This window comes from Pseudonocardia oceanicola, from assembly GCF_047200735.1.
Taxonomy (GTDB): Bacteria; Actinomycetota; Actinomycetes; order Mycobacteriales; family Pseudonocardiaceae; genus Pseudonocardia.
In genome coordinates this window covers 1-25,928 of the sequence record NZ_JBJZON010000001.1, presented here as the reverse complement: position 1 = coordinate 25,928, position 25,928 = coordinate 1, and the positions used below count along the sequence as shown (strand labels likewise).

22 protein-coding genes and 1 pseudogene are annotated in these 25,928 nt (G+C 74.2%); 14 read left to right on the top strand and 9 right to left on the bottom strand.

Annotated elements, in window-relative coordinates:
- The first annotated feature begins 218 nt into the window (after positions 1 to 218).
- The 11 genes and pseudogenes from ACL02T_RS00115 to ACL02T_RS00065 all read left to right on the top strand — a co-directional run bounded on the left by ACL02T_RS00115 (position 219) and on the right by ACL02T_RS00065 (position 15,012).
- The gene (locus ACL02T_RS00115; RefSeq protein WP_412828535.1) at positions 219 to 1,622 is read left to right on the top strand and encodes a TrkH family potassium uptake protein; all 1,404 of its coding nucleotides are present in this window, start codon (positions 219 to 221) and stop codon (positions 1,620 to 1,622) included.
- A complete protein-coding gene (locus ACL02T_RS00110) occupies positions 1,615 to 2,274 on the top strand; it encodes a potassium channel family protein (protein WP_412828534.1) in 660 nt (219 codons plus the stop codon). Before ACL02T_RS00115 ends, ACL02T_RS00110 begins: the two co-directional genes overlap by 8 nt.
- Positions 2,271 to 2,843: pseudogene (locus tag ACL02T_RS00105) on the top strand (GAF domain-containing protein); the annotation flags it as partial. The gene ACL02T_RS00110 and the pseudogene ACL02T_RS00105, both read left to right, overlap by 4 nt.
- A gap of 331 nt (positions 2,844 to 3,174) precedes the next feature.
- Positions 3,175 to 3,504, top strand: coding sequence for a hypothetical protein (locus ACL02T_RS00100; RefSeq protein WP_412829334.1), 330 nt, complete (start codon positions 3,175 to 3,177; stop codon positions 3,502 to 3,504).
- Positions 3,505 to 3,835: 331 nt separating this feature from the next.
- Positions 3,836 to 7,942 carry a bifunctional nitrate reductase/sulfite reductase flavoprotein subunit alpha gene (locus ACL02T_RS00095; protein WP_412828533.1) on the top strand — a complete coding sequence of 1,369 codons (4,107 nt, stop codon included), beginning with the start codon at positions 3,836 to 3,838 and terminating at the stop codon, positions 7,940 to 7,942.
- Positions 7,943 to 8,068: 126 nt separating this feature from the next.
- Entirely contained in the window at positions 8,069 to 9,307 is a 1,239-nt protein-coding gene (locus ACL02T_RS00090; protein WP_412828532.1) for a hypothetical protein, read from the top strand.
- Positions 9,304 to 10,845: a lipopolysaccharide biosynthesis protein gene (locus ACL02T_RS00085; protein WP_412828531.1), complete on the top strand. Its 1,542-nt coding sequence runs from the start codon at positions 9,304 to 9,306 to the stop codon at positions 10,843 to 10,845. The genes ACL02T_RS00090 and ACL02T_RS00085 overlap by 4 nt, the downstream gene beginning before the upstream one ends.
- A gap of 427 nt (positions 10,846 to 11,272) precedes the next feature.
- Positions 11,273 to 11,470, top strand: coding sequence for a hypothetical protein (locus tag ACL02T_RS00080; protein ID WP_412828530.1), 198 nt, complete (start codon positions 11,273 to 11,275; stop codon positions 11,468 to 11,470).
- 612 nt (positions 11,471 to 12,082) lie between these two features.
- Positions 12,083 to 12,880: a VldE C-terminal domain-containing protein gene (locus ACL02T_RS00075; RefSeq protein WP_412828529.1), complete on the top strand. Its 798-nt coding sequence runs from the start codon at positions 12,083 to 12,085 to the stop codon at positions 12,878 to 12,880.
- A gap of 32 nt (positions 12,881 to 12,912) precedes the next feature.
- Positions 12,913 to 13,992, top strand: coding sequence for a DUF3616 domain-containing protein (locus ACL02T_RS00070; protein WP_412828528.1), 1,080 nt, complete (start codon positions 12,913 to 12,915; stop codon positions 13,990 to 13,992).
- Between the two features lie 138 nt (positions 13,993 to 14,130).
- Positions 14,131 to 15,012: a VldE C-terminal domain-containing protein gene (locus ACL02T_RS00065; protein WP_412828527.1), complete on the top strand. Its 882-nt coding sequence runs from the start codon at positions 14,131 to 14,133 to the stop codon at positions 15,010 to 15,012.
- A 116-nt stretch (positions 15,013 to 15,128) separates the two neighbouring features.
- Here the strand turns inward: ACL02T_RS00065 and ACL02T_RS00060 are convergent, their stop codons facing one another.
- Positions 15,129 to 15,602 (bottom strand): hypothetical protein, encoded by a 474-nt coding sequence (locus ACL02T_RS00060; protein ID WP_412828526.1) that lies wholly within the window; start codon positions 15,600 to 15,602, stop codon positions 15,129 to 15,131.
- 132 nt (positions 15,603 to 15,734) lie between these two features.
- Here ACL02T_RS00060 and ACL02T_RS00055 point away from each other — a divergent pair, with 132 nt between their 5' ends.
- Entirely contained in the window at positions 15,735 to 16,769 is a 1,035-nt protein-coding gene (locus ACL02T_RS00055) for a 6-phosphofructokinase (RefSeq protein ID WP_412828525.1), read from the top strand.
- Positions 16,770 to 16,943: 174 nt separating this feature from the next.
- The gene (locus ACL02T_RS00050) at positions 16,944 to 17,411 is read left to right on the top strand and encodes a hypothetical protein (protein WP_412828524.1); all 468 of its coding nucleotides are present in this window, start codon (positions 16,944 to 16,946) and stop codon (positions 17,409 to 17,411) included.
- A gap of 242 nt (positions 17,412 to 17,653) precedes the next feature.
- On the opposite strand, the gene ACL02T_RS00045 is transcribed toward ACL02T_RS00050, so the two are convergent.
- From ACL02T_RS00045 to ACL02T_RS00010, 8 genes are all read right to left on the bottom strand, one after another.
- Complete coding sequence (locus tag ACL02T_RS00045) at positions 17,654 to 18,616, bottom strand: AIR synthase related protein (protein WP_412828523.1); 963 nt, start codon at positions 18,614 to 18,616, stop codon at positions 17,654 to 17,656.
- Positions 18,613 to 19,206, bottom strand: a complete 594-nt coding sequence (locus tag ACL02T_RS00040) for a helix-turn-helix domain-containing protein (RefSeq protein ID WP_412828522.1) — start codon at positions 19,204 to 19,206, stop codon at positions 18,613 to 18,615. Before ACL02T_RS00040 ends, ACL02T_RS00045 begins: the two co-directional genes overlap by 4 nt.
- Before the next feature lie 206 nt (positions 19,207 to 19,412).
- The gene (locus ACL02T_RS00035) at positions 19,413 to 19,748 is read right to left on the bottom strand and encodes a glycerol dehydratase reactivase beta/small subunit family protein (RefSeq protein WP_412828521.1); all 336 of its coding nucleotides are present in this window, start codon (positions 19,746 to 19,748) and stop codon (positions 19,413 to 19,415) included.
- On the bottom strand, positions 19,745 to 21,595 hold the full coding sequence (locus ACL02T_RS00030; protein WP_412828520.1) for a diol dehydratase reactivase subunit alpha: 1,851 nt from the start codon (positions 21,593 to 21,595) through the stop codon (positions 19,745 to 19,747). The genes ACL02T_RS00035 and ACL02T_RS00030 overlap by 4 nt, the downstream gene beginning before the upstream one ends.
- Positions 21,592 to 22,179 (bottom strand): propanediol/glycerol family dehydratase medium subunit, encoded by a 588-nt coding sequence (locus tag ACL02T_RS00025; RefSeq protein ID WP_412828519.1) that lies wholly within the window; start codon positions 22,177 to 22,179, stop codon positions 21,592 to 21,594. The genes ACL02T_RS00030 and ACL02T_RS00025 overlap by 4 nt, the downstream gene beginning before the upstream one ends.
- On the bottom strand, positions 22,179 to 23,870 hold the full coding sequence (locus tag ACL02T_RS00020) for a propanediol/glycerol family dehydratase large subunit (protein ID WP_412828518.1): 1,692 nt from the start codon (positions 23,868 to 23,870) through the stop codon (positions 22,179 to 22,181). The genes ACL02T_RS00025 and ACL02T_RS00020 overlap by 1 nt, the downstream gene beginning before the upstream one ends.
- Positions 23,870 to 24,319, bottom strand: coding sequence for a diol dehydratase small subunit (locus tag ACL02T_RS00015; RefSeq protein WP_412828517.1), 450 nt, complete (start codon positions 24,317 to 24,319; stop codon positions 23,870 to 23,872). The genes ACL02T_RS00020 and ACL02T_RS00015 overlap by 1 nt, the downstream gene beginning before the upstream one ends.
- 157 nt (positions 24,320 to 24,476) lie before the next feature.
- Positions 24,477 to 25,232, bottom strand: coding sequence for an MIP/aquaporin family protein (locus ACL02T_RS00010; protein ID WP_412828516.1), 756 nt, complete (start codon positions 25,230 to 25,232; stop codon positions 24,477 to 24,479).
- 246 nt (positions 25,233 to 25,478) lie between these two features.
- Between ACL02T_RS00010 and ACL02T_RS00005 the strand changes: the two genes are divergently transcribed.
- Positions 25,479 to 25,883, top strand: a complete 405-nt coding sequence (locus tag ACL02T_RS00005) for a GlcG/HbpS family heme-binding protein (protein ID WP_412828515.1) — start codon at positions 25,479 to 25,481, stop codon at positions 25,881 to 25,883.
- Positions 25,884 to 25,928 lie beyond the last annotated feature (45 nt).

Genomic DNA, 25,928 nt, shown 5'->3' with positions numbered 1-25,928 from the left:
CTTGACGGTCGGGCCGTGGCAGGCCACACCCCTCGTCAGGCCTGCAGCGAGAACCCATCGGAGACCTCGCACCGGAAGCATCGTCCTGATCACGACAACAGTTACACGATGCGCTCGATCGATGCCGCAGAGTGGCCGTCCCAGGCGCGGCCGCTCTCGGTTCTCGCTCCGCTCGGGTCCCCTCTGCGCCCTGCACCGGTATGGCCGACCATTCCGTCATGTCGAGTGATCGGGGTGGGCCGCCCGCTCGAGGGGAGGGGCGGTTCCGGCCGGGACGCAGCCGCCCGGCGCAGGCCGCGCGGCTGCAGAACCCGGCCCGCGTGATCGCCTCGTCGTTCCTGGCCGCGATCCTCGTCGGCACGGTGGCCCTCGCCCTGCCGTTCGCCCGCGCCGACCCCGGCCGGGCACCGCTCGTCGACGCCCTGTTCACCGCCGTGTCCGCGGTGTGCGTGACGGGCCTGGTCACGGTGGACACGGGCAGCTACTGGTCGACCGGTGGGCAGGTGGTGATCCTGCTGTTGATCCAGGCCGGCGGGCTGGGACTGATGACCCTGGCGACCCTGTTCGTGATCGTGGTGTCCCGCAGGCTCGGGCTCCGCGCCCGCCTCGTGGCCCAGGCCCAGTCGCGGGCCGTCACCGCCGCGGACGTCAGGCAGGTCGTGACGGGTGTCGTCCTGTTCGCCGTGGTGGGCGAGATCCTCCTCGCGCTCGTCCTGGCGGTCCGGTTCGCCACCGCCTACGCGGAGCCCCCCGGGCAGGCGACGTACTCCGCGGTGTTCCACGCGATCTCGGCGTTCAACAACGCCGGCTTCTCGCTCTACGCCGACAGCCTGACCCGCTACGCCGAGGACGGATGGGTGCTGCTGCCGATCGCCGTCGCGGTCATCCTCGGCGGCCTCGGCTTCCCGGTCCTCTTCGAGCTGCTCCGGCGCGGCCACCGGCCCCGGGAGTGGTCGGTCACCACCCGGATCACGTTGATCGTCACCGTGGTGCTGCTCGTCGGCGGCACGGCCGTGCTGCTGGCCACCGAAGCCCGAAATCCCGCGACCCTGCGGCCGCTGCCCGCCGGCCCCACCCTGCTCGGCGGGTTCTTCGCCGCCGTCATGCCGCGCACCGCAGGTTTCAACGCCCTCGACGTCTCGGCGATGCGCCCGGAGAGCCTGCTGGTCACCGACGTGCTCATGTTCATCGGCGGCGGCAGTGCCGGTACCGCGGGCGGCATCAAGGTCACCACCTTCGGGCTGCTGGCGTTCGTCCTGTGGTCCGAGATCCGCGGGGACCGCGCCGTCGAGGTCGGGCCCCGGCAGGTGCCGATCACGAACCAGCGCGAGGCCCTCGCCGTCGTCCTGCTGGCCGTCGGGCTGACCGCCGTCGCCACCTTCAGCCTGCTGGCCCTCACCGCCGAACCGCTCGACCGGGTGCTGTTCGAGGTCGTCTCCGCCCTCGGCACCGTCGGGCTGTCCACCGGTATCACCGCCGACCTGAACACCCCGGCGAAGCTGCTCCTGGCCGTCCTGATGTTCCTCGGCCGGATCGGGCCGCTGACCCTGGCGTCCGCGCTCGCGCTGCGCGACCGTACACACCGGTACCGCCGGCCCGAGGAGAGGACCACCGTTGGCTGACGCCCGAGAACCCGTCGTCGTGATCGGCCTGGGCCGCTTCGGCACGGCACTGGCCCTCGAGCTCGCCGAGCGCGGTCACGAGGTCCTGGCCGTCGACCGCTCCGACGCCCGGGTGCAGGCCCTGTCCGGGCAACTGACCCAGGTCGTCGCCGCGGACAGCACGGATATCGACGCGCTGCGCCAGCTCGGCGTCCAGGACTTCTACCGGGCGGTGGTCGCCATCGGCAGCGAGCTCGAGCCGAGCATCCTCACCACCTCGCTGCTCGTGGAGCTCGAGATCGAGGACATCTGGGCCAAGGCCGTGAGCGACCACCACGGCCGGATCCTGCGCCGGATCGGCGCGCACCACGTGGTGTTCCCCGAGCACGAGATGGGCGAACGCGTCGCGCACCTGCTGTCGGGGCAGCTGCTCGACTACATGCCGATCGACACCGACTTCGCGTTGGCCAAGATCCGTCCCCCGCACAGCGCCGTCGGCGTTCCGCTCGCCGAGTCACGACTGCGGTCCAGGCACGGCGTCACCGCGGTCGCGGTCAAGCGCGAGGACGGCAGCTTCACCTACGCCGGGCAGGACACCGTGCTCAGCCACGACGACACCATCCTCATCGTCGGCCGGGAGGCGGACATCGAACGACTCGTCACCCGCTCGTGAGGCGGGGCCCTCGGGCACCCCCGGCCGGTGCGACGCGTCCGACCCGAGCGGTGACCGTCCACCTGCGGTGGCCCCGCCCGCTGGCTACGATCCGGCGCGTGCCCGATCCCTCCGCGGCCTCCGGGACCGCGGACCCCCGCTTCACGGCCGAGCTCGAGCGTGCCCTGCAGCCGCTGGACGATCCCGAGGAGATCATGCGGGTCGTCGCCCGGATGCTGGGCGAGCACCTCCGGGTGGACCGGTCCGCCTACGCCGAGGCGGAGGCGGACGAGGACCACGTCACGATGACCGGCAGCTACGCCCGGGGGCTGCCGCCGCTGAGCGGCCGGATGGCGATGTCGGAGTTCAGCGCCGACACGCGGCGGTGCACGCGCGAGGGCGTGCCCTACGTGCTCGACGACGCCGAGACCGATGCCCGGGTCCTGGCCGGGCAGCGCGAGATCTACCACCGCACCGGCATCGCCGCCGTGATCTGTACGCCGCTGCACAAGGGCGGCCGGTTCGTCGCGGCGATGGCCGTGCACCAGGCCACGCCCCGGCACCGGACCGCGGACGAGGTGGCACTGCTCGACGCCGTGGTCGTGCGGTACTGGGAGTCGCTGCAGCGCGTCCACGCGCACGCGGCCGTCCCTGCGCAGCACGGCCGTCGCCGGTTGGGAGGACGACCGGCTGACCGACGGCGGTGCGCTGACCGCGCGCCCGGACGGGCTGCTCGCGGGTCTGCGCGACACAGCACCGCTGTGGCTGCTCGAGGACGGGACGGCGGGCCACGGCTGGGCGGGGCGCCACGAGCGGACCCGCGAGGCCCTGGCGCGCCGCGGGTACGGCTCGCTCGGGTGTCTCCCGCTGGAGGCGGCCGACCGGCCCGGACTGCTCACCGTCGGCCTGCCGGTCGGCAGAGTGCCGAGCGCCACCGAGCGGGCGACCGCCGAGTCGCTGGCCGACCAGTGCGCCCAGGCGCTGCACCGGGCGCGGCTGCTGGCGGCCGAGCGCGAGGTCGCGACCGTGCTGCAGCGCAGCCTGCTGCCCCGCGAGCTGCCCGCCCTGGCCCGGCTCCCCGCCGCGGCCCGGTACACCCCGTCGGCGGAGGACTCCCGGGCCGGAGGCGACTGGTACGATCTGCTCCCCCTCGACCGGACCCGGGTCGCCCTGGTGATCGGGGACGTCGTCGGGCACGGTAGCTGCTGCCGGCGGCGCGGGGGCCCGGCGGGGCGCTCGTCGTCGACCTGACCGCAGTGCCGTAGCTCAGCAGCGCCGGGATCGCCCTGCTCAGCGAGGCCGTCGCGCGGCGACCGGAGCTCGCCGTGGTGGTCGCGGACGGCAGCGACCCGGCCCGCGCCCTGGAGGTCACCGGGCTCGCGGCCGTCCTCGCGGTGCGGGTGACCCAGCCCACCTCCTGACCTGCGCCGCACACCGGCCCGCGCGCGGCCGTGAGCGGGATGTGACACAGCGGACCGATCGTGCTGACCTGACGGCAATCCCCCGTTCCTAGCGTCGACCGGGCGGGTGACGAGAACCCGCGAAGATCGACAAGCGCGCGACGGCACGGAGGACTTCAGGCGTGGGCACACCGGACCCCGGCCCGCTCACCAGCGTTCGGACGGTCTGCTCCTACTGCGGCGTCGGCTGCGGCATGGTGCTGGACCTCGAACCCGGCCCGGACGGGGCCGCCCGGATCCGCAAGGTCCGCGGCGACGTCGAGCACCCCGCCAACGCCGGACGGCTGTGCACCAAGGGCGCGCACAGCGCCGAGATGCTCGTCGCCGACGGACGGCTGCGCACCGCCCTGCGCCGGCCAGACCGCGGCGCGGAGGCCGAGCCCACGCCCGTCGACGCCGCGATCACCGAGACCGCGCGCCGGTTGCGGGAGATCCTCGACGAGCACGGGCCGGACGCGCTGTCGCTCTACGTCTCCGGCCAGATGACCCTCGAGGCCCAGTACCTCGCCACGAAGCTCGCCAAGGGTTTCTGGCGGACGAAGTGGATCGAGTCGAACTCGCGGCTCTGCATGGCCAGCGCGGGCACCGGCTACAAGCAGTCCCTCGGCTCGGACGGCCCGCCCGGCTCCTACGCCGACCTCGACCACGCCGACGTCTTCCTGGTGATCGGCGCGAACATGGCCGACTGCCACCCGATCCTCTTCCTGCGGATGATGGACCGGGTCAAGCAGGGCGCGAAGCTCGTCGTCGTCGACCCCCGCCGGACGGCCACGGCCGCGAAGGCCGACCTGTTCCTGCAGCTGGAACCCGGTACCGACCTCGCGCTGCTCAACGGGCTGCTGCACCTGCTCGTCGAGCAGGGTGCGGTCGACGAGGAGTTCGTCGCGGAGTTCACCGAGGGCTGGGAGGCGATGTCGGAGTTCCTCGCCGACTACACCCCCGAGGCCGTTGCCGCGACCACCGGCGTGCCCGAGGCGGACCTGCGCGAGGCGGCCCGGCTGATCGGCGGCGCCGCGAACTGGACGAGCTGCTGGACGATGGGGCTCAACCAGAGCACGCACGGTACGTGGAACACGAACGCCCTGGTCAACCTGCACCTCGCCACCGGGGCGATCTGCCGCACCGGCTCCGGGCCCTTCTCGCTCACCGGCCAGCCCAACGCCATGGGCGGGCGGGAGATGGGCTACATGGGTCCGGGCCTGCCGGGCCAGCGCGCCGTCCTGTCCGCCGACGACCGCCGGTTCGTCGAGGAGCTGTGGGCGGTGCCCGAGGGGACGATCCGCGCCGACGTCGGCACCGGCACGATCGACATGTTCGCGCGGATGGCCGAGGGCGAGATCAAGGCCTGCTGGATCGTCTGCACGAACCCCGTGGCGAGCGTGGCCAACCGCGGCGTGGTGATCGACGCCCTCGAACGCTGCGACTTCGTGGTGACCCAGGACGTCTTCGAGGCCACCGAGACCAACCCCTACGCCGACGTCGTGCTCCCGGCGGCCATGTGGGCCGAGGTCGAGGGCGTGATGATCAACTCCGAGCGGAACATGACGCTGCTGCGGCCCGCGGTCGCGCCGCCGGGCGAGGCGCTGCCGGACTGGCAGATCATCGCGCGGGTCGCCTGCGAGATGGGCTATGCCGAGCACTTCACGTACTCCTCGGCCGAGGAGGTGTTCGCCGAGCTCACGCAGGCCTGGAACCCGGCCACCGGGTACGACCTCCGGGGCGTGACGTACGAGCGGCTGCGCGCGACGCCGGTCCAGTGGCCCGCCGCGCCGGACGGGCCGGAGCGCAACCCGGTCCGCTACCTCAACGACGGGGTCAGCCAGCGGCGGCGGCCGGAGAACGGGCGGCTGTCCTTCGCCACGCCGTCGGGCCGGGCGCAGTTCCTCCCCCGCCCGCACATGCCGCAGGCCGAGCTGCCCGACGACGACTACCCCCTGGTCCTCACCACGGGCCGGGTGCAGCACCAGTGGCACACGCTGACCAAGACCGGCAAGGTCGCGGCGCTGACCAAGCTCAACCCCGGCCCGGTCGTCGAGATCAACCCGGCCGACGCCGCGGCCGCGGGCATCGCGGACGGGGACCGGGTCGCCGTGGACTCGCGGCGCGGGCGCGCGGTGCTGCCGGCGGTGGTCACCGACCGGATGCGGCCGGGCACCTGCTGGGCGCCGTTCCACTGGGCCGACCTGTTCGGCGCGGACCTCGCGGTCAACGCGGTGACCAACGACGCGGTGGACCCGGCCTCCCGGCAGCCCGAGCTCAAGGCGTGCGCGGTGGCGCTGGAGAAGGTCGCACCCGCAGCCGTGAGTGCGGAGGACCGCTCCGGCGACGATTCCCACTCACGAGAGGTCGGCGGGGCGCTCGGGCTCGACCTCGCCCCGCCGGTGCTGACCGGCGCGGAGCGGCGCTACCTCGCGGGGTTCCTCGCCGGGGTGGACCGGGGCGGGGCGCCGGGCGTGCCGGTGCTGCCCGCGGGCGCGCCGGTGGCGACCGACACGGCCGCGTGGATCAACGGGATGCTGGCGGGCACGTTCTCGCGACTCGCCGCTGCGGCCTCCGGATCCACCGCGGGGACCGACCCTGGAGACGGTGCGGGACCTGCGGAGGACGGACGGCCGCTGCTCGTCCTCTGGGCCTCCCAGACCGGCAACGCGGAGGGCGTGGCCTCGGCCGTCGCAGCGCGACTCTCCGCGACCGGACGCCGAGCGAGGCTGCTCTCGATGGGTGACACCTGTCCGGACGCGCTCCCCCCGAACGCCGACCTCCTCGTGGTGACGAGCACCTTCGGCGACGGCGACTCCCCGGACGTGGGAGCGGACTTCTGGACCGATCTGGCGGCCGACCGCCCGCCCCTGCAGGACGTCCGGTTCGCGGTGCTCGCGCTCGGCGACCCGAGCTACTCCGAGTTCTGCGGGCACGGCCGCCGGGTCGACGCGCGGCTGGCCGAGCTCGGCGGGACCCGGCTGCTCGACCGCGTGGACTGCGACCCGGACTTCGAGGCCCCGGCGGCGGCGTGGACCGAGCAGGTCGTGACCCTGCTGGCCGAGACCCCCGCCGGCACGCGCGCCCCGGCCACCACCAGGCCCGTCGCTCCGCCGGAACCGGCCGCCGCCGCACCCGCACCCGCACCCGACGCCGTCGGGGCCACCCTGCGCGAGGCCCGGCTGCTGAGCCTGCCCGGCTCCGCCAAGGAGATCCGGAAGTTCACCCTCGCCGGCGACGGCACCTTCGACTACGAGGCGGGCGACTCGCTCGGTGTCCGGCCGCTCAACCACCCGGACCTGGTCGAGGAGTGGCTGGAGCTCACCGCCCTGCCCGCCGACGAGGCCGTGACGGTGCGCGGCGCGGACATGGCGTTCGCCGAGGCCCTGGGCCGGCACCTCGACATCACGCGCATCTCCCCGGCCCTGCTCGGCTTCGTCGCCGAGCGGACCGGGGACCGCCTGCTCAAGGAGCTGTTGCGGGCCGGGCACGGCACCGACCTGGCCCGCTGGACGTGGGACCGGCAGGCCCCGGACGTCCTCACGGAGTACCCGGTGCGGGCGTCGGCGCAGGAGTGGGTGGACACGCTGAGCGCGCTGCAGCCACGCCAGTACTCGATCTGCACCAGCCCACTGACCAGCCCCGACGCCGTCTCACTGACCGTCTCGGTGGTCCGCTTCACCAGCCGGCACGGCCGGTCCCGGCGCGGGGTGTGTTCCACCTTCCTCGCCGACGCGGCCGCCGAGGGGACCACACCGGTCCTGGTGAGGTCGTCGCCGCGGTTCCGGCCGCCGGCCGATCCGGCCACCCCGATGATCATGGTGGGTCCGGGGACCGGGGTGGCCCCCTTCGTCGGGTTCCTGGAGGACCGTCGGGCCCGCGGGCACACCGCGCCGAACTGGCTGTTCTTCGGCGAGCAGCGCAGCGCGACGGACTTCTACTACCGCGAGGAGCTGGAGGCGATGCGGGCCGACGGCACGTTGACCCGGCTCGACCTCGCCTTCTCCCGCGACCAGCGGCACAAGGTCTACGTGCAGGACCGGATGCGCGAGCACGGCGCCCAGCTCTGGCGCTGGCTGGCCGAGGGCGCGCACTTCTACGTCTGCGGCGACGCGACCCGGATGGCGAAGGACGTGGATCTCGCACTCCGGGACGTCGTCGCCGCGCACGCGGGGATGGACCCCGATCGCACCGCCGCGTACGTGAAGCAGCTGGTCGCCGACGGGCGTTACGTGCGCGACGTCTACTGATCCACCCCGCGGGCGGGGCCGGACACGTGATGGTCCACGCTGCGTCAGGGCTCTTTCACCGGGAGTTCACCTCACTCGTATGCTCACCCCGTCCGGCGGACGGTTCGGCTGAATGGGGGGACGCCGATGACGATCGACGACGCACGGGACGCGGCCACGCCGCCGCGGGGCCTCGACGTGCGCCGCGCGGCCGGGTCTCCCGCCTGGCGAGGGCTGGCGGTGTTCGTGGTCCGGGAGGCGGCCGCGCACCAGATCGACGAGGCGGTGGCCGGCATCGCGCGCGGCCTGGAGATCCTCGACGTCGTCGAACTCGACGCCACGCAGCGCGCCGCCGCGCGGACCGGGCTGGCCGGGGCGGACTGGGGCCACGGCGGCAGGCCGGTCCCCGGGGGCGGGCCGCACACCTTCGTGATCGCCTGCGACGTCGCGCCGCCCGCCGGCGTCGTGCAGGGCGTGCGGAGCATGGCCGACCGCATCGCCGAGGTCCGCGCGCGCACCACGCACCGCCTGCTGCACATGCTCCCGCCGCAGCAGCACTACGAACCGCTGCACGTCTCGGACGGGCCGCAGCAGGCGCTGGACTTCCTGGAGGTCCTCGGCGACCTCGACGTCCAGGCCCGGCTGCTCCCCCGGGTCACGGCGCTGACCGAGGCCTGCTCCGTGCCCTTCCCGCTGGTCCGGATGCTGGCGCCGGACTCCCCCGGCTACCGGGCGCGGGTCGCGCTGGTCGACCACCCGGTGCACGGCCGCGCGGTCTGCAAGATCTTCCGACCGGGGGCGCTCGACTCGTTCCGGCGCGAGCTGCGGGCCCGCCGCGAGCTCGCCGACCTGCCCGAGGTGCCCGAGCTGCTCGAGCACGGGCCGAACTGGCTGCTCACCCCCTACTACACCGACGTCGGGCGGCACCTCGTGCGCCCGCTGTCGGGCGTGCCCGAGATGCACCAGCTGCGGCCGGACGTGGTGCGCCGGCTCGCCCGGTTCGCCCGCGACCTGCACGACCGCGGCAAGTTCGTGCTCGATCTCTCCCCCCACAACCTCATGTGGGACGCTCACGCGGGGCTCAAGGTGATCGATCTCGAGTTCGTGCTCGACTACCCCGGCCCCGTGCCGCCGCTCGCGGAGTGCTGGAGCTTCCACGGGGTCCCGCGCGAGCTGCGCCGCGTCGGTGACGGCCTGCCGGACCTGATGCTGACGAAGGGGGTGGGGAACTCGGTGTTCCATCCGGCCGTCTCCGGTCTGCCGCCGGCCGACCTGTTCGCCGAGCCGCGGCGTGGGGAGACCCTGCGCCGCACGGCCACCCAGCTCGCGTGGTACGCCGGGCTCGCCGTCGCCGGCCGCGTGCACCCCGCGATGCGCGGCCGATGATGTCCCTGCCGCCGGAACCCCCCACCGAACCGATCCCGGACCCCGGGCGTGCGGGCCGGCCCAGCCTCACCGCCCGCACCGTGCGCGGGTTCGCCTGGTCGTTCACCGGGTCCGCCGGGCAGGCGGTGCTGCAGATCGCGGCGACCGTGGTGCTCGCCCGGCTGCTGACCCCGGAGGAGTTCGGTTCGGTCGCGGCCGCGCTGCTCGTCGTCGGGCTCACCCAGCTCGTCACGCAGCTGGGCGTGGCCGCGGCGCTGGTGCACCGGCGGGAGCTCACCGACCGGGACGTCGCGGCCGCCTTCTGGTTCTCGGTCCTGCTCTCCGCGGCCATGGCCGGGGCGCTGTACGCGTTCGCGCCGTCGGTGAACGGGCTGGTCGGCCTACCCGACGACTCCGTGCTGCTGCGGATGCTGTCGGTCACGCTCGTGCTGGCCGGAGCCACCGCGGTGCCCACCGGGCTGCTGCAACGCGAGCTGCGGTTCCGGCCGATGGCCGTCGTCGACCTGCTCGCGGCCGGACCGGGGATCATCGGCGTGTCGGTGGCGCTGGCCCTGCTCGGCTTCGGCGCCGCCGCGCTGGCCTGGGCGGAGATCGCGGCGGCGCTGATCAAGTGCGTCGGCTACCTGGCCCTCACCCGACCGTCCGTCGCCGTCGAGGCGCCGTCGACGGCCTGGGGGCGGCTGCGCCCGATGCTGAACTTCGGCTCCGGATACTCGCTCACCCAGCTCGGCAACTGGATCGCCCTCAACGCCGACAACCTGGTCGTCGCCACCGTGCTGGGCACCGGCCCGCTCGGCGTCTACACCCGGGCGTACAACCTGCTCTCCGAGCCCGCCAACGTGATCGGTGGCGCCGCGGACAAGGCGCTCTTCCCGGCCATGGCCCGGGTGCGCGACGACGGCGTCCGGCTGCGGCACGCCTACGTCCGCACGGCCTCGCTCGTCGCGCTGGTGACCGCACCCGCCGCCGTGCTGCTGTTCGTGCTCGCGCCCGAGGTCGTGCACGTCCTGCTCGGGAGCCAGTGGGACGCGGTGATCCTGCCGGTCCAGGTCTTCGCGCTGGTCCTGCTCCCCCGCACCTCGTACAAGATCAGCACCTCGCTCACCCGCGCGACCGGCGCGGTGTACCGGGCGGCGTGGCGGCAGTGGCTCTACGCGGGCGAGGTCGTGCTGCTGTGCTCGATCGGCGCCTCGCTGTGGGGTGTGAACGGCGTGGCGATCGGCGCGTCCGTCGCGATCCTCGCCCACTTCCTCGTGATGTTGCGGTTCTCCGCGCGGGTGTCCGAGGATCTGATGGGCGCGGTGCTGCGGATGTACGTCAAGCACGTGCCGGCGGTGGTCGCGGTCGCGCTGGCGAGCTGGGCGGTCGCGGCGGCGTTGCGCCCCGTCGGGTCGGACGTGCTCACGCTGGCCGCCGCCGGCGCCGCGGGTGGCCTGGCGGCCGGGGCGGTGCTGGTCCTGCGGCGACGCCGCTTCGCCGAGGAACTGGCGGTGGTCGCCAACCTGCGGCGCGGGAAGACGGTGCCCGTCCCGGCGTGAGCCGGTAGGAGGGGGCCGGGTGGCGGGCCGCGTCCCCGGACCCGGCTCCGGAGGGGGCGGAGCGGCCCGGAGGGCCGGCGACGCCGAATCGGTCGATACCCGCCGGAGCGGTCGCGCACCTTCGATCGGGGGGCGGGACGCGCACGACGAGTGGGAGCACGGCCCCGGGCGGGTGTGCGTCGACCCGAGCGGGTGGTCCCGCTCCGGAGCCCGGGAAGCGCGGTCGCGGCATCGGCAAGGGCCCCGAGCGACCGTTGCGCCCGCCCACGGATCCGCCGTCGGGCCGCTCGGCCGTACGCCGATAGCAGGCCTCCGTTAACCGGTTCGCAACGACCCTGGCTGTCACCTCGGGTAGTCGGAGCACTACTTTCCTGGCCACAGTTCCAGGAGGTGACAGTCAGTGGCGCTTGCGTCGATCTTGTCCGGAATGCCCGACCTGTTGCAGCGCACCCTCGCGCAGCACACCCCCGATCCGCACGGGTACTGCCGGGAGTGCCGCGAGGCGTCGGGCATCGCCGCGGTCTGGCCGTGCGCCACCCGCGAGGTCGCCGAGGAGGCCGAGTACATCCAGCGCGGCGGCCTGCCCGGAACGCTCGGCGGCCGGCACCGCACCGCCCGCGCCTGACACCCGCCCGTCCCCGTTCCCCCCCCGAACGGGCCCGGGCCCGAGCTCCCGGGCACGCCCGGGGGTTCCCCGCAGCGCGTGCGGAGCTCCTCGGGCCAGAGGCTCGCACGCGCCACCACCTCGCCCGTGTCGTTCCCGCTCCGAAGTGGCTCCACTCAGGGCGATCCGCCGAACGGCCGCAGGACCGGACCGGTCGGTGCCGGACGTTCGGCGCAAGACGGCCTGCCACCGTCGCGAACCGCGCGCCGAGCGGCGGTGCACCTGTGAACGCCACCACGCACCGACCGCCCGGCGGGACGGGCGCCACCCGGCCGGCCGTTCGTCGCTCCGCATGATCCGATCGCCTCACCAGGGGCAACCTCTCCCGGTGCGTGGGCGCGAAAGACCCTAGCGTCGGTCGCGACCGGATCACGGAACGATCACGAACGGCCCCGGGCGCCCCGAACGCCACTCCCCAGTGGGGCCGACTCCCCGTCGCGATCGTCCGCGGCCCGGTCGTCCGACAGCTGAACACGAGAGGTCGTTGTGGCCCGGCATCGCTCCCCACGAGGCCGCACCGCGATCCCCCACCGGCAGCCGGCGCCGAGCTCCCCACGGTGCCGTCCCGCAGAGGTGGGGGACGCGGTCCGGTCCCACCCCGGTCCCGTCCGTCGCGGGTCCGCGCTCGCACTCGCCGCGGGCGGCGTCGTCGCCGTCCTCGGGGCGGCCGCCCCGCTGGCGGGGTCCCTGGACTCCGCCCCGCCGGCGGGGTCCCTGGACTCCGCCCTCCGCTCCGGCGCGCTCCCCGAGGCACGGCTCGCCGCCGAGACCGTGACCGCTCCCGAGGCCTCCGCCGCCGTGCCGGCCGTCCCGGTGCAGCCCGCGGCGCCCGCCGTGGAGATGACGGCGCTGGCCGACGCCGCCCGGATCGCGGGCGAGCACGTCACCGCCGAGGTCGAGCGGCAGGAGGCGGAGGCCGCCGCCGCGGCCTCGGCGGCCGAGGAGCGCGCGCAGCAGGCGCTTGCGGGCCGGACGCCGCCGGCGAGCTCCGCCAGCACCTCCTGCGCCATGGACACCGCGCACCTCGGCGCCGTCAAGCCATGGGTGGCCGACGCCGTCGAGTTCCTGGGCTGCCGGTTCGGCGAGCCGCAGACGCTCGGCGTCGGCAGCCGCGGCAACGCCTCCGACCATCCGTCCGGCCTCGCCGCCGACTTCATGGTGGGCAGGTCCAGCGGCGACGCGATCGCGGAGTGCGCGGTGCAGAACATGCAGACCCTCGGCGTCAGCTACGTGATCTGGCAGCAGCGGATCAACTACGGCAGCGGGTGGGAGGCCATGGAGGACCGCGGCAGCCCCACCGCGAACCACCGGGACCACGTCCACGTGTCGTTCGAGGGGTCGGCGCCCTCCGGGCGCCCCGCGACCTGCTGACCCCGACCGCGCGGTCGCGGTAGAACTGGGGGATGGGCGACTGTCTCCTCCGGCTCGAACGACAGGTCGAGCTCCGTTTCGCGGGCGAGACCGTCCGCTCGGGCAACCACGTGAACCTCTCGGCCGTGCGCGTCGAGGGGTCCACCGTGTGGCTCGCCGGCGACGAGACCGCGACCGTCGAGCGGCTCGAGCTCGACGCGGGCCTCGCCGTCGCCGACAAGCCGGTCACGTTCCCGCTCGCCGAGCTGGTGCGGCTGCCCGGGCCGCCGGACCAGGAGGCGGACATCGAGGGGCTGGCCCGCTCCGGCGGCTTCCTCTGGGCGATCGGCTCGCACAGCCTCAAGCGACGCCGGGTCCGGCCCGGTGACGACGTCGGCAAGGCACTGAAGCGGCTGGCCAAGGTCCGCCGCGAGGAGAACCGGTACGTCCTGGCGCGGCTCGCCGTCGAGACCTACACCGAGGGCGCGCCCGAGCTGGTGCTCCGCACCGCCGCGGGCGTCTGCTCGGCGCTCGTCGGCGCGCCCGGCGCCGTCGGGCTGGCGGACCTGCTCGCCGACGATCCGCGGCTCGGCCCCTTCCTGCGGGTTCCGGGCAAGGACAACGGGTTCGACGTCGAGGGCCTGGCCGTGCACGGCGAGTCCGTCTACGTGGGGCTGCGGGGCCCGGTGCTGCGCGGCTGGGCGGTGGTCCTCGAGCTCCTGCCGCAGCCGGACCCCACCGACGACGGCCGGCTGGTCCTCGGCCCCTTCCCCGGCGGTGCGCGATACCGCACCCACCTGCTCGACCTGGGCGGGCTCGGGGTGCGGGACCTCTGCCCGCACGGCGACGACCTGCTCGTCCTCGCCGGACCGAGCATGGCCCTGTCCGGGCCGGTGCGGCTGTACCGGTGGCGCGACGCGGCGACCGCCGACGCGGACCTGCTCGTCCGCCGCGACCGGCTGACACCGCTCGGCGAGCTGCCGCACGGGCAGGGCGAGGACCACGCCGAGGGCGTCGCGCTGCTCCCCGGCACCGGGCCCGCCCGGCTGCTCGTGGTGCACGACAGCCCGGGACCGGAGCGCCGCCCCACCCCGTCGTCGGTGCTCGCGGACGTCGTCGCGCTCGACGGGTGAGCCGACCGCTCGCCGCGCGCGTCGGTACGCACATCTCACGGTGAGTCATCGCTCCAGGCCTCTTCGTGACCGCTCCGCTACATTTCGGACACGACGCGACGGCCCGGCTCCCCGACGGACCCGGAGACCCTCCGCCCGGTGTCCCCCACGCCGGCGGTCCGGCCGGGCCTCGCACCGAGAAGGCAGGACGTGTCGCGGCACCGCTCCCCCGCCGCGGGCGCGCCCGGCCGCGGGACGGTCGACGTACGCCGGCTGCTCGCGGGCGCCGGCGCCCCGCCACCCCCCACCCGTCGTCGGGCGCTGCGCCGCGGCGCCACCGCCGCCGCGGTCACGGGCGGTGCGCTGTCCGTGGTGGCGCCGGCGGCCTCGCTGCTGGACGTGGTCCCGTCCGCGGTGGAGTCGACCGAGGTGGGGCTGGCGTCCTCCGACGTCGCCTCGTCCGACGTCGCCTCGTCCGACGTCGTCGACGACGGGCTGCTCGCCACGGACGGCGCCGCGCTGGCGGCGAGCGTCCTGCCGGTCCGCCGCGAGGCCGACCCGCCCGGGCCGAGCGCCGCCGAGAACCTGCTGAAGTCCGCGGGGCTCAACGAGGCCGCCCGCCGGGCCGAGGAGGAACGGCTGGCCCGCGAGGCCCGGATGAACTGCGACGTCGATCTGTCCGGTCTCGGTGCGGTCGAGCCGTGGGTCCGCGACGCCGCCCGAGTGCTCTCCTGCCTCTACGACCGGCCCGACCTCATCGGTGTCGCCCAGCGCGGCCGCGTCTCCGACCACCCCGACGGCCGCGCCCTCGACCTCATGACGACCGGCGCCCACGGCGACCGGATCGCCGCCTGCGCCCTCGCCAACCGCGGGGCGCTCGGCATCTCGTACGTGATCTGGGAACAGCGGATCAACTACGGCGACGGCTGGGAGCGCATGGAGAACCGGGGCAACGCGACCGAGAACCACTTCGACCACGTGCACATCTCGTTCGAGCGCTCCGCGGGCTCGGGCGAGTTCGACCCCGACCTCTGCAGCTGAGCCTTCTCCGGCACCCGACCTGCACTCCGGCACCCGACCTGCACGAACGGCACTCTTGTGCGGACCTACCGCACGACAGTGCCGTTCGTGCGGAACGGCGAGACCCCGATGTGAGATCAGTCCACGCTGTCCGGGGTGGCGGTGTGGTGGGGGTGGCCGTGGGTCCGGCGGCTCTGCTTCATCTCGGCCTCGAAGACGTGCCGGCGGCCCTGCATCAGGTCGTCCCGCAGCGCGCGCTCGGTGTCCTTGAGCGGGCTGTAGTAGTTGTCGTCGAAGTCCTCGACGATCTGGAATGTCCAGCGGCCCTCGATCGCGTTGCGCCCGACCAGCTCGGTCCCGATGCGCTCGGCCCACTCGTGCTGCCCGCAGGCGCGCAGCTTGTCCACGACGTCGTCGAGCATCGCGTCGGCGCCGCCCATGAGCTGGTGGAACTCGTAGAGGGCGCCGCGGGCCCGCTCGATCCGCTCCAGCATCTCGGAGAACTTCCCGGCCGCCTCGACGAGCTCGTCGGAGGCGCCCTCCGGGCGGGAGTGGGCGGAGTCGACGGACAGGGCGGCCGGATCGGCGGAGACGGCGTTCGTCGTGCTCATGCCCATCGGTACCCCTGGTCCCCGCGCTCGAACCCGCAGGTCCGGCCCGGCGCCCCGGACCCACCCTTCAGGCTGCCTGTGACAACGGTAACATCGCGGCGGTTCTGCATCGATGGAGAACGGAGGCGCGCGATGCGTGTCGGGGTCCTGACCGGCGGCGGCGACTGCCCCGGGCTGAACGCGGTGCTGCGGGCGATCGTCCGCAAGGGCGCGGCGGCCTACGGTCACGAGTTCGTCGGGTTCCGCGACGGCTGGCGCGGCGTCCTGGAGGGCGGTGCCGACTGGGTCCGGCCGCTCGGCGTGCCGGACGTCCGCGGCCTGCTCCCCCGGGGCGGCACGATCCTCGGCTCCTCGCGCACCAACCCCTTCGCGGTCGACGACGGCGTCGCCCGGATCCGCCGCACCCTCGAGGGGCAGGGCGTCGACGCGCTCGTCGCGATCGGTGGTGAGGACACCCTCGGCGTCGCGGCCAAGCTGCACGACGAGGGGGTCCGGGTCGTCGGGGTGCCCAAGACCATCGACAACGACCTGGGCGGCACCGACTACACGTTCGGCTTCGACACCGCGGTCTCCATCGCCATGGAGGCGATCGACCGGCTGCACACCACCGCCGAGTCGCACCACCGCGTCCTGATCGTCGAGGTCATGGGGCGGCACGCGGGGTGGATCGCGCTGCACGCGGGCATGGCGGGCGGGGCCAACGGGATCCTCATCCCCGAGCAGCCGTTCGACGTCGACCGCGTCGAGGCGTGGGTGGAGAGCCGGTTCCGGGACCGCTACGCCTCGATCATCGTGGTGGCCGAGGGCGCGACGCCGGTCGGCGGCGCCGAGGTGCTGCAGAGCGGGCAGACGGACGCGTTCGGGCACGCGCGGCTCGGCGGCGTCGGCGACTGGCTGGCGCACGAGATCGAGCGCCGCACGGGCAAGGAGGCCCGCACCACGGTGCTCGGGCACGTCCAGCGCGGCGGCACGCCCACGGCTCGGGACCGCTGGCTCGCCACCCGCTTCGGCCTGCACGCGATCGACGCCGTCGAGGCCGGTGAGTGGGGCATGATGACGGCCCTGCGTGGCACCGAGATCAGGATGGTGCCGCTGCTGGAGGCGACCAAGCAGCTCAAGACGGTCGACCCGGCGCTCTACGCCGAGGCGGAGGTGTTCTTCGGCTGATCCCGGCCCGGCCGCGACCGGGATCCGCACCGACGCGCGTCGCCAGCGGCAGCGACTCCGGTGGTCGGGTCGCGGGCGCCTTCATCCGGATGAAACAGCTCGGACATCACCGGGTGCCGGGCGGGATCTAGAACTGGGGGCAGTCCCCAGCGCCCGCCGGATCGGAGGCCCGCCGTGCCCCAGCAGCCCGCACGTGAGCAGATCCCCGGCCCGGCGCGGCTCGCCTGCCCGGCCGAATGCCGTGCGGACCGGCCGCGGTGGGTCCACCACGACCGGCTGCTCGACGTCGAGACCGACCCGGACGCGATCGTCGAGCTGTTCGAGACCGCGGTGACCTGGGCGGAGCTGGAGTACCCGGAGGACACCACGATCCCGCCGGCGCGCTGGGTGGAGTTCGCCGAGAAGCACCGCTGGCGGGACCCGGAGCGCGCGCTGCGGATCTTCACCCTGGCTGCCGATGCGGCGCTGCGCGGTACCCGTGCGGGCGCGCCGGTCGCGGTGCTGGGCAACGCGGTGGGGATGTCGGCGGGGGTAGGGGCGGGCCTGGGTTCGGGCCTGGGTTCGGGCCCGGGTTCGGGTGACGGGATCTGCCCGACCCTGGTCCCCGCGACCCCGCCGCGCCACCTCCGCGTCGCCCCCTGAGCCGGGGAGCCCCACACCCCGACTTACCGAAACCCACACCCCGACTCACCGAGACCCAGAGCGCGACTCGCGGGAGCCCACACCCCGACTCGCGGGAGCCCACACCCCGACTCACCGAAGCGCACACCCCGACTCGCGGGACGAGGTGTGCACCTTCCGCGAGTCGCGCTCCGGGCTCCCGCGAGTCGCACTCGCAGCGTCCCCCAGTCGCGCTCTGCGCTTCCGCGCGGCGGGAGGAAGGGTCAGCGGGGGAGGCCGGTGATCGCGGTGGAACGGAGGTCGAGAACCTCCACCCGCTCGTCGTCCCGGGCGAGGGCGAGGGTGGCGGAGGCGTCGAGCGTGCCCACGACGGCCGCCGCCAGGTCCCGCTCGGCGAAGGCGGCCAGGCACTCCGCCTCGCGTCCGGCGGGCACGCAGAGCAGGAAGCCGAAGCTCGGGAAGCAGGTGAACCAGCGCACCAGCGGCACCCCGCCCGGCGCCGGCACGGCCGCGACGTCGACGGTCACCCCGAGCCGCCCCGGCTCCAGCAGCATCGCCAGCGAACCGACGAGCCCGGCCATGCTGATGTCCTTCGCCGCCACCACGACGCCCTGCTCGGCGAGCGTGCCGAGCAGCCGGACGTCGCCGGCGCTGCGCCGCCCGCGCGACTCGAAGGCCGGGAAGAACGGGAAGTCCTGGCGCATCCGGCCGTCGAGCGCGGCGGCCACGACCAGGGACTGCCCGGGCGCGGCGCGGGTCACCGAGAGCGGCGACGCCGTCGCGCCGACGGCGAAGGCGGAGATCGCCGGGTCCCCCTCGTGCAGCGTGAGGTGCCCGCCGACGATCGGGACGTCGTAGAGCTCCGCGGCCTCGCGCATCCCGGCCAGCGCCTTGCGCGCGACGTCCTCCGACGCCACCACCGTGTCGACGATCCCGAGCGGCGTCCCGCCCATCGCCGCGACGTCGTTGACGTTGGTCAGGACGGCCGCGAACCCGGCACCGTGCGGGTCGGCGGCCACGAACGGGGGGAACAACGCCTCGCCGCACGCGACCACGGCCCCGCCGTGCGCGGTCACCACGGCGCCGTCGTCGCCCGGCCCGCGCTGCCAGTCCGTGCCGCCCAACACCTCGCCGACCAGCGCGATCTCGGCCTTCGCGGCGAGGCCCGGGTTGGCCAGGCAGGCGGCGGCGATCTCCGCGAGCGTCTCGGGCACCGGCGCGGTCACCGCAGCGTCACCCAGACCGCGCGCACCGGGACATCGCCGGCGTTGCGCCAGGTGTGCCCCCGGTCCGTGGGGTAGTGCAGCACGTCCCCGGCCTCCACCTCGTACGTCTCCCCCGCGACCTGCACCGACAGCGTGCCCTCCCGGACCAGCACCAGCTCCTCGCCGGGCCGGCGCGGCCTGGTGTCGCCGCTCTCGCCGCCCGGCTCGACCACGACCTCCACCGCCGCCGCCCGCAGCGCATCCGTGGGAGCCGCGAGCCCCTCCACCGCGACGCCGAGCGCTCCGGGCGCCCAGTCGGCCGGAGCGGGCAGCCGCTCCGAGGACCGCACGTGCACGGCGGCCGGCGGCTCGAGCCCGCTGTCGTCGACGAATGCCGACACCGGTTGTCCGAGCGCGCCGGCCAGCTTGAGCAGCGTGGTGATGGTCGGGACCATGTCCCCGCGCTCGACCTTGTGCACCGCCGCGGCCGAGACGTCCGCGCGGGCCGCGAGCTGCTGCAGCGACAGCCCGAGCCGGGTACGGGCGGCGCGCACCTTGGGACCGATCGCGTCGACGACGGGTTCCCAACGCGCGGGGCTCGGCCGGCTCACGTTGACCATCCTAGACGGCGTCCACCTATGGTGAACACCCACACGGCGGCCCACCCCACCCCGACGTGAGTGAACGGCACTTTCGCTCACGAGACATGAACGAGAGCGCCCTTCGCTCAGTTGGCCCACGGCGCGCTGTCGAATGCACGGGCGGCACGGTCGCTCACCAGGTATGGACGAGAGCGCCGTTCGCTCACCGGGGGCGACTAGGAGAGGGGCAGGACCTTCACGATCCGGGCCGCGGTGCGGCCGGCGATGCGCAGGTCGGGGCGCGGGGAGCCCGCCTCGACCCGCTGCACCGGCTCCTCCGGCGGCAGGGACGCATGGTGCACCACCACGCCGCCGGACGCGTCGATGCCGACCCCGGTCTCCAGGGGCGACTCGAGCGCGGCCCCGTGCGCCAGGGTGAGCAGGTCGGTCGCGCGGCCCTCCTCCACCCGGGTCGGCACGCCCTCCTCCTCCGCCCCCGCGCACACCTCCCGCAGCACCGCCGGGTCCGGGGACCCGGCGTACCGCAGGACGATCACGGGCTTCTCGGTCACGAGCCCGCCACGTGCGCGTCGACCAGCCCCGAGGCGACCGCGTTGCGCGGCCCCTCGCTGCCATGGACGTTCCCGATCCCGCAGACCACGCCGTAGCCGGCGAGGGCGTCGGCGATCAGGTCGGGGATCTCGAAGTCCAGCGCCGAGCCGCCGAGCAGCACCACGAAGTCCAGCATCCGCAGGCTGCCGCCGGGCGCCACCTGCTTGAGCGCCCGGACCGCGTTGACCGCGAACACCTTCCGCTTGGCCTCCCGGCGCACCCGCCGGACGTGGTCGACGGAGTGCCGGGTCGCGACCGGCGCGGGGCCCTCGGGGGTCATCGTGACCACCCGGGCGAACACGTGGGACGGCAGCGGCTCGGGGAAGAACTGCACCGTCCCGTCCTCGTGCCGGACGTGGAAGAAGCTCTCCACCTTCGCCAGCGGGTACCGCTTGACGGCCTCGGCCTGTTCCCGGTCGTCGAGCGCCAGCTCGGAGTCGATCAGCTTGGTGACCAGCTCCCCCGCCCCGGCGACGTGCACGGCCGAGCTGACGCCGTCGCGGTCGAGCAGCGCGGCGTCGGTCGACCCGCCGCCCAGGTCGAGCACCGCGATCGGCACCGCCGTGCCCGGCGTGGTCAGTGCGCCGCGGACCGCCATCTCGCCCTCGACGCCGCCGATCTCGGCCCGGCAGCCCAGCGCGGCGGCGACCTCGTCGGCCACCACCTGCATCCGGCTGCGGCTGGTGCGCACCATGGCCGCCAGGGCGACGGCGTTCTCCGGCGCGACCTCGCCGGCCAGGCCGCCGCGCACCTCTTTGGGCACGAAGGTGTCGACGGCGAGCACGTCCCGGATCCGGATCTCCGCCGCCGGTTGCCCGGTCACGTCCGTCATCGTGTCGCGGACCTGCGCGAGCATCCCGCCGACGTGCGTACCGGCCTCGCCGGTCGCGTCGTCGAGCGGCTGGACCCGGCCGAGCACCTCCATGATCGCCTCGGCGCCCGCGTCGACGTCGACCTGCAGGGTCTTGCCCGCCCCGGACAGGGTGAGCGTGCCGACCGGGATCCGCCGGTCGGTCACGTCACCGCTGGGAGTCCGGACGACCACGGCGGACCGGTTCCCGGTCAGCGCCCGCGCCACCGGCGAGACCTGCCGGGTCTGGTCGGGGTCGAGCTCGAACACCGACGCCAGCCCGTAGGAGTCCGAGAGCGTCCGGATGGTCCGTCCCGGTGCCGCGACCTCCACGGCCGCGCGCATGCCGAGCGGCACCTTCTCCACCGCGCCGACCTCGTCGACGACCGGGATCGGGGCCCGGAGCCGGTTGACGACGAGCACGGCGTCGTCGTGCGCCAGCACCGCGGCCACGATCTGCAGCCCGCGGTCCGCTGCCTCGTTGAGCTCGGTCGCGACGTCGTCGAAGTCCCAGCCCGCCCCGACGACCGCGATCGTCGGGCCGGACGCGCCGGCCAGCGCGTCGATCGCCACCGTGGTGCCGACCCCGAGTCCCTCCCCGCCCGGTGTGGCGGGGTTGTGCCCGATCATCGTCGACTCGGTGATGATCGTCTCGGAGATCGTCTCCATGGCCAGGCCGGAGATGACCGGCGTGGCCTCGTTGAGCAGGACGGTCCCGACCTCGGACTCGGTGCGGCCGGCCCGGTCCAGCGCACGCCGGACCGCCGACACCGCCCCGTCCGTGTTCTCCGGCGTGCCCTTGACCCCGGTCGTGTGGGTGAGCGCCGTACCCAGGTACTCGACGGAGTCCCCGGACACGGCGGCCACACTCGCCTCGGTCGTGGAGTTGCCGATGTCGACGCCGACGACCAGCCGCCGCGTCGTGCCCGGTGTCGTCCGGCCGGCTCGCGAGCTCACCGGCGGGAGATCACCGGCTCGACCTCCACCGGCTTCCGGCCCGCCACGATGCACTCGTACTCCTTGAGGTGCAGCAACGCGGCCTTGGCCTGCCAGCGCGGCCGCGCCATCTGGTCGTTGCGGGTCGGCACCGGGGCCGGCGACTCGCCCTTGGCGTACTGGGCGGCGTTGGCCCCGATCCGGCGGAACACCTCGGCGTCGAGCAGCGGTGACTGCGGGAACAGCTCCAGGTTCGACAGCCGCGGCAGGTCCCGCTGGTGGATCATCGCGGTGCCCCGGGACAGCAGGCCGATCGAGATGCCGGAGCCGGACAGGCGGGCGCCGGTGTGCGCGACCGCCGCGAGGTCCGCGGTGTCCCACACCTTGACCAGCCGGGCGTGCACGCCCTGCTCCTCGATGCCGGCGAGGATCTGGCGGATCACCTCGGCGTGCGGCACGTCGACGATGGTCTTGGTGAACGGGTCCGCGAAGGCCGGCGACACGGCGACGACCACCTCGTCCGGCCGCGACGCCCGCGCGGCCGGGCCGACCTCGTTCAGCGTGAGCGTGCGCTGCGACGTCGGTGCAGCGGTGGGTGCGGTCATCACGACACCTCCGTCTCGGGGTTCTCGGCGCTCGTCACGTGGCGCAGCTTCTTGAGCTGCTCCCACCGCTCGCCCTGGAGGCGGTAGCCGGAGCCCGGGCCGCCGTAGTCGTTGGCGTCGTTGATCGCCGACAGCGGGACGAAGTCGTCGGTGAGGACCGCCGAGGTCTGCAGCAGGTCGCCCGAGACGCGCTGGCGCAGCACCGTCAGCAGGTTCTCGGCGACGTCGTGGAAGCCGCTGCGCTCCAGCGCCTTCACCAGGTCGAGGCCGGTGACGCCGCGGTCCATGACCGACTGCGCGCCCTTGAGGTCCTCCAGCACGTCGCGCTCGGGGTAGTCCTCGCTGCCGTGCGCGTAGACGGCCGCCTCGACCTCCTCGTCGGTGATCCGGGGCAGGTCGAGCTCGGCGAACACGGCCTGCAGCGCGCGCGCCGCCTTCTCCCGGACCTGCAGGATCTCGGGCTCCCGGACGTGCCGCAGCCCGCCGTCGACCTGGAGGTCGCGCTGGATCGTGTTCCAGTCGTCGTAGTCGTCGGTGTCGAGGTTGGAGCCCGCGAACATGTTGTCCGGGTTCGGCACCGCCGAGTAGCCGGAGCACACGAAGTCCGTGCCCGGCAGCATCTGCGGGAGCAGGCGCGCGGTGCGGCGCATGGCCGAGTGCGAGAAGGACTGGTCGTTGCCGGAGGCGCACTCCAGGTCCATCCAGCTCGCGATCAGGTTCTCGGCGGCCACCGCGCGGATCCCGCCGGGGACCGCGCCGGGGACGCCGATGCAGGAGATGGAGCCGTTCTGCAGGCCCTGCACCCCGGCCCCCTTGGCCATGAGGATGCAGCGGATCTCCAGGTACAGCATGGACCGCCCCTCGGCGTTGCCCATCTGCACCTCCGAGCCCGTGCCCGAGGTGAACCGCATCTTGATCCCGCGCGAGGCGTACGCACTGGCCAGGAAGGCCTTGGACCACGGGGTGTCGTCGCCGTCGACGAACACGGACTCGGTGCCGTAGACCGAGATCGTCTCGGCGTAGGCGGTGATGCCGCGCATGCCGAGCTCGAGCTCGGTCGCCTCCTCGAGCGCGCACTGGGTGAGCACGCCGCCCCGCCCGACCTGCCCGCCGACCTGCAGCGCGATCGCGACCAGCGGGGCGTAACGGACCACGCCGAGGGTGGTCTCCAGCTCGGCGAAGCCGCGCAGCGCGCCCTCGGCGGCATCGGCCGCGACCTGGATCGGGTTGTCCTTGGCGCTGGTGGAGTGCGCCTGGTTGGCAGGTGTGCGGCGAGCCCGCATCTTCTGCATCGCCATCATGATCTCGACGACGTTCATCAGCTTGACGACGTCGAGGATCTTGGCCGGGGTCAGCCCACGGCCGATCGTCGCCACCTCGTCGCGCGAGGTCCGCGGGTCGACGAGCATCCGCGCGATCTCGACCGACGGGATCGCGTTGACCTCCTCCGCCGTCCCCACGTCGATCGCGTGGTCGGCGATGAAGGTGTCCATGAAGTCGAAGTCGGCGCGGGCGCGGCCGTCGAGCTCGACGATCTTCCCGCCCTCGACCCGCACGCTCGGCGCCGGGTCGAAGTCCGACTCCATCGCGACGAGGCCCTTCTCGGGCCACTCCTCCACGAACCCGTCGAGGTTGACGGGGCGGTCCTCCAGGACCTCGGTGCGCCTGCTGCGCCGTTCGGTCGTCGACATCAGTCCTCCTCCCCGCGGGCCAGCAGGTCGCGGCGCTCGTAGACCTCGGCGGCCTCGCGGACCAGGGCACCGCACACGGTGGCCTGGTACTTGCTCTCCAGGTTCTCGGCGATCTCCAGCAACTGCGCCTTGCTCGAGGCGCGCGGGCGGAGCGCGTTGTACATCGCCAGGACCTCGGCGTCGGGCACCGCGGTGAGCTCGGCCGCGCGCCGGAAGTTGGCGGCGAGCTGCCGGCGGTGCACCGACTCGGCGAGGGTGGCCTGCAGCTGGAGCGTCTCGGGTGCGATCCGCAGGTCCTCGGCGGTGATCTCGCCGGTGACGACGGCGTTCATCGTCAGGGCGGTGATCGGCTTGCCCGTCGGGGTGCGCAGGAGGTCCTGACGGTTGACCGAGAGCGGGTAGTCGGCGGGCCCGAGGTCGGGACCGGACCCGGAAGCTGGAGCGGACACGCGCATCACCTCTCGTCGTTCGCGGGGACGCGGGCAGCGGGGCACAGCCGGTCGGCCGCGGCACCCGCGCCGCCGACCCACCGTTGCGCAGGTGCGCAGGGAGCGGAAAGCCTCTCCGTCCGGACCAACCCGAACGGCGGCTGCCCTGCCGGAGAGGTCACGACACCGCCAGGCCGAGCAGGCCGGCCAGGACCGCACCGAGCACCGGGCCGACGATCGGGACCCAGGAGTATCCCCACTCCGCGCTGCCCTTGCCCCTGATCGGCAGCAGGGCGTAGGCCAGTCGCGGGCCCAGGTCACGGGCCGGGTTGATCGCGTACCCCGTGGGCCCGCCGAGCGAGCAGCCCAGCCCGATGACCACGAACGCGACCGCCGCGTAGCCCAGCGCGCCGTTGCCGAACTGGGGCACGCCCGCTCCGTCGGGTGCCTGGGCGGCCGGGTTGGTGAGGATCCAGAAGACCAGGACGAAGGTCGCGACGAGCTCGGTGATCACGTTCCAGCCGGACCGGGCGACCACCGGCCCGGTGCAGAAGATCCCGCGGGTGCCGCGGTTGCCCTCGGCGTCCTCCTCGACGTTCTTGTCGAAGTTCGCCTTGTAGGCGAGCCAGCCGACACAGGCGCCCACGAACGCGCCCACGAACTGCCCGATCAGGTAGAAGGGCACCATCGACCACGGCGTCAGGCCCGCCACCGCGAGCCCGAGGGTCACCGCCGGGTTGATGTGCGCCCCGGAGGGCTGGGCGACGCTGGCGCCGGCGAACACCGCGAAGCCCCAGCCGAAGGTGATCATCAGCCAGCCGCCGCCCGTCCCGAGCGTCGGCCGCAGCACCACGTTCGCCACGACACCGACACCGAGGAGGATGAGCACCGCGGTGCCCAGGCCCTCCCACAACACGATCGATCCTGCCGTCATCGGACCTCCTGAGTCCCGGCCGCCCCGTGCGGCCCGGCGCTACGGTCCACAGCACCGCGGTGCGACGGAAGGGCTTGGGGGACAACGACCGGCGAAGTCTCACCCTCCGCGGGGGTGCGGCCTCACCCGCGGGCGAGGCGCAACCTGACCCAAGGCGGAGCTGTCGGCGCCCGGTCCCGTCGGGTTGGGTGGAGGGGTTCCCGGCGGGCCGGACGGGGCCGTGGGCGAGACGCGAGAGAGGACCCGATGATGAGTGGCCTGACCTATGCCGAGGCACGCAAGGCGATCGAGGCCGGCCTGGCGAAGGCCGACGAGATCGGCCAGCCGATGAACATCGCCGTCGTCGACGCCGGCGGGCACCTGCTGGCGTTCGCGCGCCAGGACGGCGCGATCCGGGCGAGCATCGACATCTCGCAGCGCAAGGCGCGCACGTCGATCCTGATGAACGCGCCCACCGGCGCGTTGACCGAGCTGGTCCAGCCCGGCGCCGAGCTCTACGGCCTCGAGCAGCTGGCGGGTGGGCTCGTCATCTTCGGCGGCGGCATCCCGGTGGAACGCGACGGCGAGGTCGTCGGCGCCGTCGGGGTGAGCGCGGGTTCGGTCGAGCAGGACACCCAGGTGGCGCAGGCGGCGGTCGACGCCCTCACCTGACCCATTATGGAACCATAACGCTCGATTTCCGCCTGTCCGTTCGCA

What these genes read in the sequence shown, in the direction of transcription:
- ACL02T_RS00115 (WP_412828535.1), top strand. Translation starts at nt 219, where the DNA reads ATGTCGAGTGATCGGGGTGGGCCGCCCGCTCGAGGGGAGGGGCGGTTC.
- ACL02T_RS00090 (WP_412828532.1), top strand. Translation starts at nt 8,069, where the DNA reads ATGACGATCGACGACGCACGGGACGCGGCCACGCCGCCGCGGGGCCTC.
- ACL02T_RS00085 (WP_412828531.1), top strand. Translation starts at nt 9,304, where the DNA reads ATGATGTCCCTGCCGCCGGAACCCCCCACCGAACCGATCCCGGACCCC.
- ACL02T_RS00080 (WP_412828530.1), top strand. Translation starts at nt 11,273, where the DNA reads ATGCCCGACCTGTTGCAGCGCACCCTCGCGCAGCACACCCCCGATCCG.
- ACL02T_RS00070 (WP_412828528.1), top strand. Translation starts at nt 12,913, where the DNA reads ATGGGCGACTGTCTCCTCCGGCTCGAACGACAGGTCGAGCTCCGTTTC.
- ACL02T_RS00060 (WP_412828526.1), bottom strand. Translation starts at nt 15,602, where the DNA reads ATGAGCACGACGAACGCCGTCTCCGCCGATCCGGCCGCCCTGTCCGTC.
- ACL02T_RS00055 (WP_412828525.1), top strand. Translation starts at nt 15,735, where the DNA reads ATGCGTGTCGGGGTCCTGACCGGCGGCGGCGACTGCCCCGGGCTGAAC.
- ACL02T_RS00025 (WP_412828519.1), bottom strand. Translation starts at nt 22,179, where the DNA reads ATGACCGCACCCACCGCTGCACCGACGTCGCAGCGCACGCTCACGCTG.
- ACL02T_RS00020 (WP_412828518.1), bottom strand. Translation starts at nt 23,870, where the DNA reads ATGTCGACGACCGAACGGCGCAGCAGGCGCACCGAGGTCCTGGAGGAC.
- ACL02T_RS00010 (WP_412828516.1), bottom strand. Translation starts at nt 25,232, where the DNA reads ATGACGGCAGGATCGATCGTGTTGTGGGAGGGCCTGGGCACCGCGGTG.
- ACL02T_RS00005 (WP_412828515.1), top strand. Translation starts at nt 25,479, where the DNA reads ATGATGAGTGGCCTGACCTATGCCGAGGCACGCAAGGCGATCGAGGCC.